At 35.3% G+C, this 16,638-nt stretch carries 21 protein-coding genes; all 21 read right to left on the bottom strand.

Annotated features, from left to right (window positions below):
* Positions 1-11: 11 nt before the first annotated feature.
* On the bottom strand, positions 12-680 hold the full coding sequence (gene fliP, locus BN1372_RS05605; protein WP_062197867.1) for a flagellar type III secretion system pore protein FliP: 669 nt from the start codon (positions 678-680) through the stop codon (positions 12-14).
* Positions 677-1,354, bottom strand: coding sequence for a flagellar biosynthetic protein FliO (locus BN1372_RS05600; protein ID WP_062197866.1), 678 nt, complete (start codon positions 1,352-1,354; stop codon positions 677-679). Before BN1372_RS05600 ends, fliP begins: the two co-directional genes overlap by 4 nt.
* Before the next feature lie 12 nt (positions 1,355-1,366).
* Positions 1,367-1,729, bottom strand: coding sequence for a response regulator (locus BN1372_RS05595; RefSeq protein ID WP_062197865.1), 363 nt, complete (start codon positions 1,727-1,729; stop codon positions 1,367-1,369).
* Between the two features lie 32 nt (positions 1,730-1,761).
* The gene (gene fliY / locus BN1372_RS05590) at positions 1,762-2,910 is read right to left on the bottom strand and encodes a flagellar motor switch phosphatase FliY (protein ID WP_062197864.1); all 1,149 of its coding nucleotides are present in this window, start codon (positions 2,908-2,910) and stop codon (positions 1,762-1,764) included.
* On the bottom strand, positions 2,903-3,898 hold the full coding sequence (gene fliM, locus BN1372_RS05585; protein ID WP_062197863.1) for a flagellar motor switch protein FliM: 996 nt from the start codon (positions 3,896-3,898) through the stop codon (positions 2,903-2,905). Before fliM ends, fliY begins: the two co-directional genes overlap by 8 nt.
* Positions 3,899-3,932: 34 nt before the next feature.
* On the bottom strand, positions 3,933-4,364 hold the full coding sequence (gene fliL / locus BN1372_RS05580; RefSeq protein WP_062197862.1) for a flagellar basal body-associated protein FliL: 432 nt from the start codon (positions 4,362-4,364) through the stop codon (positions 3,933-3,935).
* A complete protein-coding gene (locus BN1372_RS05575; RefSeq protein WP_062197861.1) occupies positions 4,365-4,574 on the bottom strand; it encodes a flagellar FlbD family protein in 210 nt (69 codons plus the stop codon). It abuts the gene before it with no gap.
* 34 nt (positions 4,575-4,608) lie between these two features.
* A complete protein-coding gene (locus BN1372_RS05570; RefSeq protein ID WP_062197860.1) occupies positions 4,609-5,436 on the bottom strand; it encodes a flagellar hook-basal body complex protein in 828 nt (275 codons plus the stop codon).
* A gap of 17 nt (positions 5,437-5,453) precedes the next feature.
* On the bottom strand, positions 5,454-6,584 hold the full coding sequence (locus BN1372_RS05565) for a flagellar hook-basal body complex protein (RefSeq protein ID WP_062197859.1): 1,131 nt from the start codon (positions 6,582-6,584) through the stop codon (positions 5,454-5,456).
* Between the two features lie 67 nt (positions 6,585-6,651).
* Positions 6,652-7,134, bottom strand: coding sequence for a flagellar hook assembly protein FlgD (gene flgD / locus BN1372_RS05560; RefSeq protein WP_062197858.1), 483 nt, complete (start codon positions 7,132-7,134; stop codon positions 6,652-6,654).
* Positions 7,135-7,137: 3 nt separating this feature from the next.
* Entirely contained in the window at positions 7,138-8,373 is a 1,236-nt protein-coding gene (locus tag BN1372_RS05555; protein ID WP_062197857.1) for a flagellar hook-length control protein FliK, read from the bottom strand.
* Positions 8,360-9,034, bottom strand: a complete 675-nt coding sequence (locus BN1372_RS05550; protein ID WP_062197856.1) for a MotE family protein — start codon at positions 9,032-9,034, stop codon at positions 8,360-8,362. The genes BN1372_RS05555 and BN1372_RS05550 overlap by 14 nt, the downstream gene beginning before the upstream one ends.
* Positions 9,035-9,042: 8 nt before the next feature.
* A complete protein-coding gene (fliJ, locus tag BN1372_RS05545) occupies positions 9,043-9,486 on the bottom strand; it encodes a flagellar export protein FliJ (RefSeq protein ID WP_062197855.1) in 444 nt (147 codons plus the stop codon).
* 4 nt (positions 9,487-9,490) lie between these two features.
* Positions 9,491-10,807 carry a flagellar protein export ATPase FliI gene (gene fliI, locus BN1372_RS05540; protein ID WP_062197854.1) on the bottom strand — a complete coding sequence of 439 codons (1,317 nt, stop codon included), beginning with the start codon at positions 10,805-10,807 and terminating at the stop codon, positions 9,491-9,493.
* On the bottom strand, positions 10,782-11,573 hold the full coding sequence (fliH, locus tag BN1372_RS05535; RefSeq protein WP_187118396.1) for a flagellar assembly protein FliH: 792 nt from the start codon (positions 11,571-11,573) through the stop codon (positions 10,782-10,784). Before fliH ends, fliI begins: the two co-directional genes overlap by 26 nt.
* Positions 11,566-12,576 (bottom strand): flagellar motor switch protein FliG, encoded by a 1,011-nt coding sequence (gene fliG / locus BN1372_RS05530; protein WP_062197852.1) that lies wholly within the window; start codon positions 12,574-12,576, stop codon positions 11,566-11,568. Before fliG ends, fliH begins: the two co-directional genes overlap by 8 nt.
* 11 nt (positions 12,577-12,587) lie before the next feature.
* Complete coding sequence (gene fliF / locus BN1372_RS05525) at positions 12,588-14,186, bottom strand: flagellar basal-body MS-ring/collar protein FliF (protein ID WP_062197851.1); 1,599 nt, start codon at positions 14,184-14,186, stop codon at positions 12,588-12,590.
* A 119-nt stretch (positions 14,187-14,305) separates the two neighbouring features.
* A complete protein-coding gene (gene fliE, locus BN1372_RS05520) occupies positions 14,306-14,614 on the bottom strand; it encodes a flagellar hook-basal body complex protein FliE (protein WP_082418960.1) in 309 nt (102 codons plus the stop codon).
* Positions 14,615-14,635: 21 nt separating this feature from the next.
* Positions 14,636-15,091, bottom strand: a complete 456-nt coding sequence (flgC, locus tag BN1372_RS05515; protein WP_062197850.1) for a flagellar basal body rod protein FlgC — start codon at positions 15,089-15,091, stop codon at positions 14,636-14,638.
* A gap of 3 nt (positions 15,092-15,094) precedes the next feature.
* Positions 15,095-15,496 (bottom strand): flagellar basal body rod protein FlgB, encoded by a 402-nt coding sequence (gene flgB / locus BN1372_RS05510; RefSeq protein WP_062197849.1) that lies wholly within the window; start codon positions 15,494-15,496, stop codon positions 15,095-15,097.
* A gap of 351 nt (positions 15,497-15,847) precedes the next feature.
* Entirely contained in the window at positions 15,848-16,627 is a 780-nt protein-coding gene (gene codY / locus BN1372_RS05505) for a GTP-sensing pleiotropic transcriptional regulator CodY (RefSeq protein WP_062197848.1), read from the bottom strand.
* Between the last annotated feature and the right edge of the window lie 11 nt (positions 16,628-16,638).

Genomic DNA, 16,638 nt, shown 5'->3' with positions numbered 1-16,638 from the left:
ACCACAACCCTTTAATAACTTAAAAGTAATGACTTAACGACTAAATACCATCCATCTACAAGGACAAATAATAGAATTTTAAAAGGCAACGAAATCATTACTGGCGGTAACATCATCATCCCCATTGCCATTAAAATACTCGCAACAACCATATCAATCACTAAAAATGGAATAAAAATCATAAAACCAATTTGAAAAGCTGTTTTTAGTTCACTAATGGCATATGCTGGAACTAACGTTGTAAGGGGAATATCTTCAATTGATTCCGGTTGTTTTGCACCGCTATAATTTAAAAACAACTGTAAATCTTTCTGTCTTGTATGTTTGGCCATAAATTCTTTCATTGGTTTACTTGCCTTGTCATACATTTCTTCTTGAGAAATTTCATTATTTAAATAAGGTTTTAAAGCTTGTTCATTTACTTCACTAAAAGTAGGTCCCATAATAAAAAACGTTAAGAAAAGTGCTAAACCAATTAACACTTGGTTTGGTGGCATTTGTTGTGTTGCTAGTGACGTCCGTACAAAAGATAAAACAACAACTATTCTAGTAAAAGATGTCATTAATACAAGCATCGCTGGTGCTAGCGAAAGAACTGTAAGAAGAACTAATATTTGTATCGTTGTCGCAACACTTTCTGGACTGTCGTTTAAAAAATTTAAATCAATACCTGGAATCATTGATCTTTACCTTTCTTTTTTGCTTCTTCGATAATTTCTTTCCGTTCTCTCTGAGACGATAATAGTTGCTCTTTTATATACATTTTAAAATTCATTGGTTCTTGCTCATCTTGATTTTTTTTCGATTGAAACCATTGTTTCATTTTTTCTAACGGAACAGTTGAACTTGCCGTCTCATTTTCAGACAATTGAACAAGAGTTTGAATCGTTTTTTCTTCTGTAATCTCTTTTAATAATTGAACATTTTCCCCAACGCCTACAACTAATATCTCATTTCCTAGTCTAATCAGCTGCACCGATTTATTATTTCCAACACTGATTCCACCAAGGGTTTGCATTGCCTTTCCCGATTGAAACTCTTTCGTTCGTCGATTGATAAACTTTAATAAAAGTATTAAAAGACCGATAACAAATACAGAGGCAACAATAAGTTTTAAAAAACTACCCCAGAGGCTTTGCTGAGACACACCTGGGACTTCTGCTTCAGACTCGATTTTTTCTTTTGATGGTTGTTTTGTTTCACTTTTTTTATTTTGTTGTAAACATTCTTCTACGGTGCCGTTACATGGTCCACTTGAAAATTCAAATGTTTCCGCAAACGCAATTTGACTACGTAGCGGAAACATTACTAAAATAACAAAACAAAAAAGTATACTTAGTTTTGTTTTGAACACGACGAAAACCTTTTATCCTAGTGTTTTCTTAATCGCTTCTAATACGCGATCTGCTTGGAATGGTTTTACGATAAAGTCTTTGGCACCTGCTTGAATCGCGTCAATTACCATTGCTTGTTGTCCCATCGCTGAACACATAATAATTTTTGCATCTGGGTTAATGTTTCTTATTTCTTTTAATGCCGTAATGCCATCCATTTCAGGCATTGTAATATCCATTGTCACTAAGTCTGGTGTAGATTCCTTATATTTTTCTACTGCTTGTGCACCATTTTCAGCTTCCCCTACTACCTCAAAACCATTTTTCTCTAAAATGTCTTTAATCATCATTCTCATAAATGCTGCATCATCTACTACTAAAATACGGTTTGCCATCTTATTTGCCTCCTAGCATTCTTTTTTAAAATTTATCGAAGTTTTCTAATTCGGTCTTCTTGACTTGAAATTTTCGTAATACGAACACCGAAGTTTTCATCGATGACTACAACTTCACCTTGTGCAATCATTTTATTATTCACTAAAATATCGACAGGTTCACCTGCAAGTTTATCCAATTCAATAATCGATCCTGGGGAAAGTTCCAAAATTTCACGAATCGACTTTTTTGTTCTACCTAATTCCACTGTCACATTGAGTGGGATATCCAGTAATAAATTTAAATTTTGTGCTTCTTGTTCATCAAGCGATGGTGTAGTAAATTCCGCAAAGCGTGCCGGCTGCACATCGACTGATTGTTGTTTCTCATATGTTGGCCGACTTGATGGCATTGGTTGTTCTACAGATCGCGATGGTGTATCTTGCTTTGGTCGTTGTGGTGTTGCTTGTTTAGGTTGTTCCTTTGGTTCACTTCCGCTTCCTGGGTTAAACAATTGTTGAATTAATTCTTTCGCAAAAGGAACTGGTAGTAATTGCATAATACTAGAATCAATAAGTTCCCCTACCCGTAACCGGAAAGAAACTTTAATTAAAATATCTTCATGCGGAATTCCTTTTTCATTTTTCACATCTAACACATCTATTTTAGGTGGAGAAATATCTACTCGCTTATTGAAGATAGTTGACATACTAGTTGCAGCACTACCCATCATTTGATTCATCGCTTCTTGTACAGCGCTTAAATGCATATCTGTTAATTCTTCTATAGGATTCGTCCCGTCTCCGCCTAGCATTAAGTCGGCAATGATTTGGGCATCTTCTGTACGAATAACTAATAGATTTTCTCCCTCGAAACCTTCCGTGTATTCCACTTGCACAGAAACATGTGGTTTTGGAAACTCTTCCATTAATCTAGCTCGTGTAATAACCGAAACGGTTGGAGTGGTAATATCTACTTTTTGGTTTAATAAAGTAGATAACGTTGTTGTGGCACTGCCAAAGGAAATATTCCCAATTTCCCCTAATGCATCTTGCTCCATGGAATCCAAGTAATCATTAATATCATTTGACATATTCAATTGATCAGTAGCATCATTTCCGCTCGGTTCATTTGATGCATCTGCATTAGTCCCTTGTAATAAAGCATTGATTTCTTCTTGTGAAAGCATATCACTAGTCATCGTTATACTCTCCTTCCAAACTTTCTAAAATTTGAACAGCTACTTTTTTATTCACTTTCCCTGGTTGCACTAAAAATTTTGATTCTCCTGAAACTTTAATCTTTAATGGTTCCGTTGTTTTTGTATGTAATGAAAGACAATCGCCAACTTCTAAATAAAGAAAATCTTCTACTGAAATGGTCGTTTCTCCGAGTTCAGCAACTACAGGCACGAACGCTCGTTTAATATTCTGTTCTAAATTATGAAGTTCTTCTGGAGCACGCTCCTTTTTCGATTCTTGCATCCAATAGTGTCCAGAAAGTTTTGGAATAATTGGTTCAATAACGACATGCGGCAAACAAATATTAATCATTCCACTTATGTCCCCAATTACTGTATTAAGAGAAATAACAACGACTGTTTCATTTGGTGAAACCATTTGCATAAATTGCGAATTGACTTCAAATTCTTCTAAATAACAATCGAGATTAATAACTGATTCCCAAGCCTCACTAAATGCATATAAGGACCGTTCAAACATTTGCTTCATAATGCTAGATTCTATTTCTGTTAAATTATCCACCTTGTTCAAACTATCGCCTTGTCCACCTAAAATTCGATCTAACATCGCATAAGCAATGTTAGGGTTTACTTCCATTAAAAGTCTTCCTTCTAACGGCTCGGCTCGAAAAACGTTTAAAATCGTCAATTTCGGTATCGAACGAATAAACTCTTCATACGGTAATTGGTCTACAGAAGCGACAGAGATTTGCACGTATGTGCGCAATTGTGCTGAAAAATAAGTAGTTAGTAATCTCGCAAAATTTTCATGAATTCTTGAAAGACTGCGAATTTGATCTTTTGAAAAACGAAGGGCACGTTTAAAATCGTATACTTTTACCTTTTTTTCTGACTCTTCTTTTTTTAATTCTTCTGCATTCATTTCTCCAGCTGATAAGGCAGATAGTAATGCGTCTATTTCACTTTGCGATAATACATCTTCAGCCATGTAGCTCACCTCTCTTTCGCCAACAAACGTTAAACTATGAAATTACTTTCATCGTTGTATAAATATTAGTCACTTTTCCTTCTTGCATGAGTTCGTTTACTTTGTTTTGAATTTCCTCTTCCGCTTTTAGCATTCCTTCTTGCGAACGAACCTCTTCAGAAGTCATAGTAGAAAGCTTATTAATAATAATATCGTTTACTTGGAATGATCGTTGCTCTAGTTCTTTCTTTGCATCTTTGTTATCTGTTTGTAATTTAAATTTAATTTTCACATAAGAATCATCCGCCAAATTAGTAGTAATTTCTTCTGTATCTACCGTCAACTCCACTAATTCTTTTGCTTTCGGTTCTGTTTTTTCTTTTGGAGCGGTCATAAATTTAAAAACTACAAATCCAACGACTGCAACTAAGACAATCGACAACATTAATATAATCATAATATTTACTAGTTTATTTCCTTTTGCCATTTATGAACCCTCCATTTCTGGTCTACCGATTATCGTAATTTGTTTGTAAAAGTTCGTAATTTTTTCTTTTACTTCTTCGATTGGCTCTCGAACAATATATTTTTTTCCATTTGTTAATGTAATAATGGTGTCTGGTGTTTCTTCAAGCAATTCAATATAAATTGCATTGATAGAAAAGGGTTGTCCATTTAAACGTGTCACTTCAATCATATGATGTAGAAGGAGGAAGTCTCCTCGCTACCCCCTATCTTCTTAAATTTGCGATTTCTTGTAAAATCTCATCACTCGTTTTCACCGCTTGGGCACTTGCCTGAAAATGACGTTGCGATAAAATTAACTCGGTAATCTCTTCTCCAACATCTACATTACTCATTTCCAATACACCTGCTATTAATAAACCAAGTTCTCCCTGACCAGCAAATGCTAACCGTACATCTCCACTATTTTCAGTAATACGATAATTATTTTGACCTATTTTTTCTAAGCCTTCTTCGTTTGCTGGTAACGCAATAACTAGACGCCCTGCTTGTTGGGTGTTGCCATTTACATCGTCATATAGCACTGCACCTAACTGGTTTACACGAACGTTCCTCGCATCTTGGCCAACTTGTATCGGGGCTAAGCCAACCAATCCTTGATTTTGTGGGTTTGCTTGTGTAACGTACCGTCCGTCTTGTGTTACTAAATAACCATTTTGGTCGACATAAAAATTACCGGACCGAGTATACAATGGTTCTCCTTGATTCGCGGTATTTCCAATTGTCACAAACATCCCTGGTCCAGGTATCATGACATCTAACGGTCTCCCCGTAGCTTGAGCATTTCCTGTAGTATGAATCCGATCAATAGAAGCTGTCGTTGCACCTAAACCTGATTGAAGCGTATGGATAGAACCACGGTTTTGTGCTGCTTCTTGTGGTGCTTTTATTTCGTTATAAATCAAATCTTTAAACATCGTACGGGATTTTTTAAATCCAACTGTATTAGCATTGGATAAGTTGTTTCCGGTAACGTCCAATCGACGTTGCGATTGAGTCATACCAGAAACACCAGAATAGAAAGAATCAAGCATATACTAATGCACCTCTTTTATCGTTTCATTTGCATTAATTCTTGTAAAATTTGATCTGCTGTTGTAATAGTTCTTGTATTTGCTTGGAATGCACGTTGTGCAACAATCATTTCTGTAAATTCTTCTCCTAAGTCCACATTACTCATTTCAAGTGTCGAAGAAATAATATCACCATTTCCATCTAAACCTGGCTCTCCAATAATTGGGGCTCCTGAGTTCGAGGAAACAACATATAAACTACTACCTAAACGTTGAAGACCTTCTGCGTTATTAAATTTTGCAATAAAGACTTGTTGTGAACTATCAAGTCCTTCTGTCGCTGTAACGATGTTAATCTTCCCATCAGGTCCGATACTGAAGCTTTTTGTATTATTAGGATCAATTGTAAAACGGTCTAATGGAGCTTTTTCTCCTACAATACGATCTAGTTTTACTGGTTTCCCTAAATAGATGCGATCCTCTTTATTTTGAGCAACTTGTCCTGCTGCATTTAAATATTGACCATCTTCATTTACTAAATACCCTAGTTCGTCGATTAACCGATCATCTGTATGAACCAATTTCCCATCATTATTGACGCGATATCCATCGGCATTCACTTGTAATGGAGCACCGTTTGGATTTGCTGGATTTACAGCAAGATAATTGTCATTTTCATTGATACGGTACCCTAAACCATCTACCGCTTGACGATTAGCATCTTCGAATGTTCCGTTTGGTAAACGATTATACCCATATCCTTTTAAGTACATCCCGTCTCCATTAACGATATTTCCTTCTTGATCCAAATAAAAGTTTCCAGATCGTGTATAGTAATCTGTAGTTCCGTCGGATACCATAAAATAACCGTCTCCATTAATCATTAAATCTAATGGTCGACCAGTAGATTGAGAAGAACCTTGCGTTGCAACCGAGTCAATTGTAGCAACTTGTGACCCTAATCCAACTTGTTTTGGATTCGTTCCACCTCGTCCACCTTGAACTGGTGCACTCGCTCCGCCTTGAGCTTGATACACCATATCTTTAAAAACGGCACGATTTTTTTTGTAACCATACGTATTCACATTCGCAATATTATTACCAATTACATCTAATTTCAACTGAAAGTTTTTCATCCCTGAAATTGCTGAGTACATTGAACGTAACATAATGATGCTCCTCTCATGTTTGAATTACTTATTTTTTTCAATAGTCTAAAATAAATAGATAATGTCATTATTTATTACTAGGAGAGCCAACTTGAATGACATCATTCACACTGACTTCTTTCCCATTATCCAAAATAGCAAAAATCCCATTTTCTCTCGTAACGACCGTCTTCACCATTCCATTACCAGACTCTATTTTTGACGGAGTGTCTTTTTCATCAGAGGGAATTTCCGTTTCAAAATGAATTTCTTTCCCGATTAATTCCGAAAATTTAACTAACGGGTTCCCTGCTTCAAATTGAATGAATTTCTCTAACATTTTCGACATATTGGTCATTTGCTCTACTTGCGTAAATTGCGCCATTTGAGCAATGAATTCCCGATCTTGCATCGGTGACATCGGATCTTGATGTTGAAGTTGTGTGATTAAAATTTTTAAAAAGTCATCTTTTCCTAATGCGTTATTACCAGTTGATCGTTCTTGTTTCGGTTTATTACTGTAAAACAAATTTGGGTCAATAGTTGCTGATTTCCTATTAATCTCAGACATATTTTATTCCCCTTCTTGTTCAGATTGTAATAAAAAATCCATAAAAGAGTTCACAAAAGAGTTTTCTTCTTTTTGATTCTCTTTGTTTGTTTCTTTATTATCAGATGATTGTCGTTCTTGTTGTTCTTGATTTGCATTGGATTGCATCATCGCTTGTTTTTCATCTATCACAACTTCCCATTTATCTACTTGAATGTTTTGTTGATGAATAGCTTGGCGTAATTGATGAAATTGTGATTCAATGAGCTCTTTTGCTTGCTTATTTCCGACAATCAAACGGGCCATCATTTCTTGATTACCTCTAATAAGTTGTACTTCCATTTGCCCTAAATGTTCTGGATATAATTGAATTGAAAAACTTTGGGCTCCATTAGGTAACGTTTGAAACACCCCGCGCTGCATCATCTGTGTAAATTGTTGTACTAACTTTTGCGAAGTTGCTGGTTGAACAGGCTGCTTTAATTGTGCAAAAAAGGACAGTTGCTGTGATGGATTCATAAATCCCGACTGAAAACCTATTGCCTTTTGTTTAGATGTTACCTCCTGTTGTGTTGCACGAGTATCTTGTTTACCCATTGTGACGGTGGTGAATTTATCGAAAACAGACTTCGTATCTGTTGTTTTAGAAAACGAACGGACTGTTTGTTCTATTCCTTTTTCTCCAAATAAGTGTAATCGTTTAGAAAAAGAGGACTTAAACCAATCAGCTAATTGTTTTTGATCTCCTTTACTTAACTGTTGTAAAAAAGAGAGAAATTTCGTTTCAAAGCCTTTCGTTTGTTTCATTTGTTCTGTAAAGATACTTAACAAGGTTTGTAATGCTAATCCGTTTTTAGACGTTTTGTCTATAGCCTGTTCGATGGAAAAACCTTGATTTATGACAAAATGTAACAACTTTTGTGTATCTTTCGGTAATTTAATAATCAGCTTTTGTACATCTGTATGGTGTAACATGTCAGATTTTAAGAAACCAGCTTCCAAAGGAAAATGTTGCAAAAATTCTTCTATTTTTTCTTTAATCGATTCCATTTTTTGTTCCGTTATCTCGTCCTTACTTTGCTCTCCCTCTCCTTTTGTTTCAACTGATTTTGTAGTGACCATTTCATTCTGATTTTCCGTTTGTTCTGATTGATGCATTGTTTCATGTAAGGTTTCTTGGAAAGAATGTTCGACTGAAGATTGTTTTACTTTTTGTTCACTTACAGCAACGAAATCCGTAGCAACATTACTCACCTTCATTATCTATTTCACCCTCTTCCAGACCTTTTTCCGCAAGCCTTTTTGTGAAATCAGCAGCATCGACAGGTTCCATTTTTTGCAAAATGGATGCTCTCGTATCTGTACGCATTTGTTTCATGATTAAAACTGCTTCCTCGCGTTTCATGACCGTCAAAATATCCGCTGCTTTTTGGGATGACATCGAAGAATATGTTTTGGCAGCATCTTTTAACTCTTTGTCGGCATCGATATTTTTTTGTGTATCCATATTTTGAATCTCTTGATTAGCGCTTTGTTCCTGAGTAAGCGTTTGTTTTTCTTGCTCAAGTTGGGTGCTTTTTTGTTCCAATTCATTTACTTTTTTTTCTTTTTTTTCTAATTCTTTTGTTAACTGATTAATTTTTGCTTGTTGTTCTTCTACTTGAAATTTTAGTTTATCTTTTTCACTTGGCTGTTCTTTTTCATCCGTGACTAACTTTGAGATTCCAGGAATGTTACTTGCTATATTTTGAATTTTCCCAAACACATCCACACCAATAATAGAAAAAAAGATTATCACTACAACAATTGCAAATATGATTGGAATGAAGACTAAGACAATAAACTTTTTAAATCCACTTGTTAACTTTTTCTCATCTAACGCTTCAAATTCTTCCACTTCATCCTGTTCTTTTTTACTCATACTGTCACCTATTTCCTGTCATTCATATATTGCTGAATAGATATTTCATCCATCAAACGCTCTTCCTCTTGTTTTTGCTGTTTGAGATACGCTAATTTTTCTTTTTCTTTCATTTTTTCGTACTTTTTCATTTCTATATTTTTATACACTAGCATTTGTTGTTTAACTTGCATATGTGTTCGTGCTTCATTTACCTTTTCTTCTGTTTCTGCGATTTTATCTTCTATTTTATGAAGAAAAAATTGATTTTGTTGTAAATCCCGAATGATAATTCCTTTTTTTAATAATGCTTGCCTTTCTTCTTCTAATTGTTCTTTTTTCTTTAGTTGTTCATATAACTGCATCGCTCGTTTTTGAAAGGATTCTCGAGCCTTTTCATATTCATTTGCAACTGTTTGTTTTTCTTTTTCTTTAATCGTCAGCACTTTTTCTAGTCCATATTCATACTTCATCCAATTATGCTCCTTCACCAAATTGACTCATCATATCTATTACCGATTGTTCTAACGTTGTTTTTTCATCTACGGCTTGTTTTAAAAATTGTGTAATTACCGGATAAGATTGAATTGCTTCATCAATTTGTTGCGAAGAACCCCGCTTATAGGCACCAATGTTAATCAAGTCCTCTGATTCTGTATATATGGATAATAAGTTCCGTAATCTTTCTGCTACTAGGCGATGTTCTTTCGAAACGATAGAATTCATGACACGACTAACACTTTTTAAAATATTAATCGCTGGATAATGTCCGCGATTTGCTAATGTTCGATCGAGAACAAAATGCCCATCTAATATTCCGCGAACCGTATCTGCAATCGGTTCGTTAAAATCATCCCCATCTACGAGAACCGTATAAAATGCTGTAATCGACCCAAGCTCATTTGTTCCAGTTCTTTCTAACAATTTCGGTAAAATCGCAAATACACTTGGTGTATATCCTTTTGTTGTTGGTGGTTCGCCTGACGCTAACCCTATTTCACGCTGTGCCATGGCTACACGCGTAACGGAGTCCATCATGAACATAACATCGAGTCCTTGGTCTCTAAAATATTCTGCGATTGCAGTTGCTGTATATGCTGCTTTTATTCTCATAAGTGCTGGTTGGTCACTCGTTGCGACAACTACGATGCTTCGTTGCAATCCTTCCTCCCCTAACTCTCGCTCGATAAATTCACGTACTTCACGTCCGCGTTCCCCCACAAGTGCAACAACATTTAAATCTGCCGTTGTACTTTTGGCAATCATCCCCATCAACGTACTTTTTCCTACACCACTACCGGCAAAAATACCGACACGTTGGCCTTTTCCTACTGTTAGCAAACTATCAATAGAACGAATACCCACACTGATTGGCTCCGAAATAGGAGGTCGTTGCATCGGATTTGGGGGTTCGTTGTTTGTTGAGATATTAGACAATCCTTTCGGCAATTTCCTGCCATCTAACAACTCCCCACATCCGTCAATCACTTGTCCTATTAAACTATTTCCTATCTTTACTTGTAATGGCGCACCAGTTGCTTCTACAATGCTCCCTGGTGAGATTTTACTTACTTCTGTATAAGGCATTAATAAAACAAACTCATCACGGAATCCGACTACTTCCGCTCGGACACTTTTTTTCTTCATGTTATCTAAATAGATGTAACAAAGATCCCCAACAGATGCTTCTGGGCCTTGAGATTCAATCATTAATCCAACAACCCTTTTCACTTTCCCGTATCGCTTAAAACTATCAATTTTATTAATTTCATTCAATATTACGGAAAGATCCATCATCTAGCTCCTCAAGTTTTTCTAATAATTTACGTTTTAATTCTTTTAATTGACTATCAATCGTTGCATCAATTTGTCCAAATGGGGATTCTACTACACAACCATATTCTTGTAAGTCCACATTCGGTATAATGTACAGCTCGGTATTCAACTTAAAAAAATCTTTTAATTCTTGTTGATGTTTCAAGGTCCATTCATATTGATTAGGATGAACGTAAAGTTTCACGATATCTTGATCACGTACTTCGTGAATAACTTGCTTCACAATATCAATCCAAACCGTATTTTCTTCCTCTAATTGATGGCCAATAATTTTTTCTGCAGCTTTTAAACCGATTGAAACAATATCTAACTCAGCTTGTTCAATATGCTTATAATAGTCTTCTTTCGCTAGTAAGATTAACTGTTTGGCTTGTTCTATCTTTTCTACATATTCATTTTGACCAATCTCTAGACCTTGAGCATATCCAATTTCATAACCTTCTTGTTTTGCTTGTTCGACCCATTGTTGTCGTTCTTCTTCCCACTGTTGTTTTTCTAAGTCAATCATTTGTCTAGCTTGCTCTACTTGTTGATTTACCATTTCATGCATTTCATTTACTTCTCTTTGAGCCTGCTCTAACATTTCTTGATAAGCAATGTTCGCATTTTCTATCGAGATATCATGTTCCGAAGCTTCTTCATGGGCTAGTTCAAGTGACCGAACTTGAATTGTAATACCTTGATCATGTTTCACTGCATGTTGACGTTTAATAATTTTAGACAATGATATCATCACCACCACCGCGAGCAATGACAATTTCTCCTGCATCTTCAAGACGCCGAATTACTCCAACGATACGTGTTTGCGCCTCTTCTACATCACGAAGTCGAACAGGTCCCATATATTCCATTTCCTCTTTAAACGTTTCAGCCATACGTTGTGACATATTTTTGAAAAGAACGGTTTTTACTTCTTCGCTTGCTACTTTCAATGAAAGCATCAAATCTTCGTTTTCTACGTCGCGAATGACACGTTGAATAGCGCGGCTGTCGAGTGTAACAATATCCTCGAATACAAACATCCGTTTTTTAATTTCTTCTGCTAATTCAGGATCTTGAATTTCTAGTGACTCTAAAATGGTCCGTTCTGTCGCTCTATCTACACCATTCAATACTTCTACGACCGCTTCAATGCCACCCGTTTGTGTATAGTCGTTTACAACCGTGCTAGAAAGCTTTTGTTCTAACACATGCTCGACCTCATTAATAATTTCAGGTGAAGTACCATCCATGACAGCAATCCGTTTGGCTACATCCGCTTGAAATTCTTGTGGCAATTCCGATAAAATTTGACCTGCTTGTTGCGGTTCTAAATAAGATAGAATGAGCGCAATTGTTTGCGGATGTTCATTTTGGATAAAGTTTAAAATTTGTCCAGCATCTGCTCGTCTAGCAAAGTCAAATGGTCGAACTTGTAACGTGGATGTTAGTCGTTGAATAATTTCCATCGCTTCATGTTTTCCTAACGCTTTTTCTAGTACATCTTTTGCGTAGGTAATCCCACCTTGGTCAATATAATCTTGTGCTTTCACAATTTGATGAAATTCCGATAAAATCCCATCTTTTAAATCACTATCTACTTTTTTTACACTTGAAATTTCTAATGTTAGTTTTTCTATTTCTTCTTCTGTTAAATGTTTATAAATTTGAGCCGATACATCTGGTCCAAGAGCAATGAGCAATATGGCCGCTTTCTGTTTTCCTGTTAATTCTTTTGTTCCTGGCATATAAACTCCCCCTACTCTTCAGATAGCCAAGTTCGCAATAAACGGGCAAAATCTTCTGGTTTGTCTTTTGCGTATTTTTCTAGTTGTTTCTTTTGAACAGCACCTTCTGTTAATTCTTCTTCTAAATCTTCTATTTCTGTTACGTTTAATTGCTCTTCTAAAATAGGAAGTTCTTCTTCTAATCCTTCAGCAGCACGACGTTTTCTCATGAGTAAAATAACTAAAACGATAATGAAAACTAATAAAACAGCTCCCACAACATATACCCACCAAGGAATTTTTGTTGTTTCTTCTTTTGCTACTTTTTGTTTCCCTTGAAACTCTTGTGCTGCTACATAAATTTTATTTTGAATTTCTTGTTCTGTTAATTCTGGGCGCATTTCTGTTTTAGAAATGCTAGTACGAACAATCGTAGATAAAATTTGTTCGATATCATTAATCGTTTGCGCTGGAAGAGAAGCTGGATTATCCGCTTCCGGTGGTTCTACCATTACTTGAATTCCTAAATCACGAATAGAATACGGGCTTTCTTTGATAGAACGTTGAATCCGGTTCACATCATAGTTCACACGGTCTTCCACTTTTTCATAGTTTCCATTCCCACCTGCACCATTTGCTGCTGGATATCCAGGCACATCATTTTCTCCTGTTCCCGGTACTCCTCCAACTTGGGCATTTTCACCATTGTAAGTTTCTGTGATTTTTTCTGCACTTACTCGAATTCCTTCCATGTTTTCTTCATCCACTGGTTCTACTAGATTTTCTTCTCTCGTTTCTTCCTTCACATCCACATCTGCTGAAACACTAACGGCCACTTTATCTGGTCCCATCATAGTTGCCAGCATTTGTTGAATTTGTGTTTGTATATTTCGTTCAATTTCTTTTTTCATTTGCATCTGTTCCTGGAATTTCGTTAAAGAACTACCATTTGTAGTTTGATTTAAATCGTAATAATTAAAGTTTTGATCGGTCATAACGATATTCTCAGTAGGTAGATTAGGAACACTTTTAGAAACTAGTGTATACATCGCCATAATTTGTTTTTGATCTGGTTTATAACCTGGATCTACTTCTAAGACAACTGATGCGGAAGCTGTTTTCTCTTTATCGGTTACCCAAACACTTTCTTCCGGAAGAGTAATCATTACTTTCGCATTCTTTACACCATTCACGTTTTTAATTAAATTTTCTAATTCCGTTTGCATCGCCGCACGTTCTAATACACTAAATTCATTATCTGTCATTCCAAAACTACTTTTGTCTTTAAAAAAAGAATAATCAATCGTTCCACTTTTTGGAATCCCTTCTGAAGCTAACTGAACTTTTAAATCATTTACTTGTTTTTCTGGAACTAATACGGTTGTTCCGTTATCCGTTACTTCTGAAGGGATTCCTTTTTGATCGAGATTTTCTTTGATTTGTCCTGTTTCTTGTGGCGTTAACTGACTATATAAAGGTACTAATTTTGGATTACTAGCAAAAAAACTAATTACACTAACACCGATAATGAACAGGAGTAGCGTGCCAATCATCAATATTTTTTGAAGTTTCGTTCGCTCTTTCCAAAATGTTCCCACGCGTTCTTTTAGTTGTGTGAGCTTTTCCTTCATTACTTCCCCCAGCTTTTTCTATTTTTCATTATTGAGATTTTTATAGTATGTATCACGACGTTGAAATAGTGTAATCATTTGTGACATAGCGCATAATGTTAAGTTTACGTAACGAATGATTACACTTGCATTCTCATTACTTCTTGATAAGCTTCAATGACCTTATTTCGAACTTCTACTGTCGTTTGTAGTGAGACTAAAGCCTTTTGTTGTGCAATCATCACTTCGTGCAAATCTATATCTTGTCCTTGTATTAATTTTTCTAGTGCCCCTTGCCCATCTACTTGTAGTTGGTTCGTTTTATTTATTGCATCATTCAAAGCAGTTTTAAACGACTGTTGCGCTTCCATTGGTGTAGGTTTTACCGAAGATGGTGCCATCGATTTTACTACGCCTATCGTAGGTACTCCGTTTATTAAATTAGGCATCATACCCCTCCTTCTTTATTTCTATTTCCCTATTTCAAGTGCTTTTAAAAGCATATTTTTTGATGCATTTAACGATGTAACATTTGCTTCATACGATCTAGTAGCACTCATCATATCTACCATTTCTTTTAACGGATCTACATTCGGATACTGAACGTACCCTAGTTCGTTCGCATCAGGATGATCCGGATTATACATTTGTTTAAATGGGGTTTGATCCTCTACTATCCTTTTTACTAATACCCCATTACCAGGATTATTCACCTTATTTTGAGCTAAATTTAAAAAATTTTTAAAGTTGGTTCCTTCTTTCGACTCCATTACTACCATTTTCCTACGATATGGTTCCCATTCCCCATCTACCATTCTTTCTCTTGTTGTATCGATATTAGACATATTAGAAGAAACAACATCCATCCGTAAACGTTGCGCAGTTAAGGCTGATGCAGTTGTGTTGATTCCGTAAAAAATACCCATTCATTATCGTCCTCCTCTAGCTGCTAATTTTAATTTTTGAAATTCACTATTTAATCCTTCTATTACCGAATTATAATAAAGTTGATTTTTCGCCATATCTGTTGTTTCTTTATCAATATCTACGCTGTTTCCATTATTATTCATCGTTAAGTGGTTGGATTTTGAAATAATAGTAGATAAAGAATTACTATATTTAAAATCTACATGTTTAAGATGCGTTCGATTTGCTTTCATTTCTTGTGATTGTAAAGCACGATTTAATTCATTTTTAAAAACTACGTCCTTTGACTTATATCCCGGAGTATCATAATTTGCTAAATTTTGTGCAATTACTTTTTGTTTCATCGACGATTGACGTAATGTTTGTTCCATCATCGGGAATAATGGCCTAGAAAATAATTCCATAAAATGTCCCTCGCTTTTCTAGTTCTTTTTATTTTCATCCTATGTAATTTTAGGTTAAACAGCTATATTTTGTCCACTACTCTAAAAGAAAAAGATACATTCACTTATAAAGACCTATCCAAATTAAGTGCTATCGTTTATTTACAAAAAAACTTTTTTACTATCTAAATATAACTTCCTATATTAACACTATATAAACGTTATTAATATTAGTACCATAAAATCTTGTTATTTTTTTCAATTATAGTATAGAAATGATTATAGGACAATAGCCTTATGTTTTATCATAAAAAAACCATTTTTCTTTATACAAGAAAAATGGTTTTTTTTATTCTTTCATTTTTTTACTGATTACCGTTCTTTAATTTTTGTTAATTCATCCAAAAATTTATCGTTTAATACTTTAATATACGTCCCTTTCATCCCAAGCGAACGTGATTCAATCACACCAGCACTTTCTAATTTACGCAATGCATTGACGATAACAGAACGTGTAATACCTACACGATCTGCCACTTTACTAGCTACTAATAATCCTTCTTTCCCGTCTAATTCTTCAAAAATATGTTCAATGGCTTCTAATTCGCTATATGATAATGAATTGATTGCCATTTGAACTACCGCTTTACTTCGTGCTTCCATTTCAATTTCTTCCGATTTTTCACGTAAAATCTCCATTCCTACCACCGTTGCACCGTACTCTGCTAACAATAAATCATCATCTGAAAAAGGCGCAATTAGACGTGCTAATACTAACGTTCCTAAGCGCTCGCCACCACCGATAATAGGTACAATAGTGGTTAATCCAGATGCAAACAATTCTTTGTTTTCAATCGGAAAAGCAGTGTATTCGCTGTCAATATCTAAATTCGGAGAAGTAACCGTAACATTAAATAAACTTTTTGTATATTCTTCTGGGAACTGACGTTTTTCAAGCATTTGTTTCATACGATCATTTTCAATTTCTTGTTTAATGGCGTATCCTAATAATTTGCCACGACGACTCACAACGAAAATATTGGCCTCTATCACATCTCGTAAAGTTTCCGCCATTTCTTTAAAATTAACTGGTTCTCCTGCTGATTCTTGAAGCATTGCGTTAATTTTACGAGTTTTATCTAATAATTTCATCCATTTTTCCT

This window comes from Massilibacterium senegalense (assembly GCF_001375675.1).
Lineage (GTDB): Bacteria > Bacillota > Bacilli > Bacillales > Massilibacteriaceae > Massilibacterium > Massilibacterium senegalense.
Note: the sequence above shows the minus strand (reverse complement) of the source record. Positions and strands in the feature narration are given on the sequence as shown.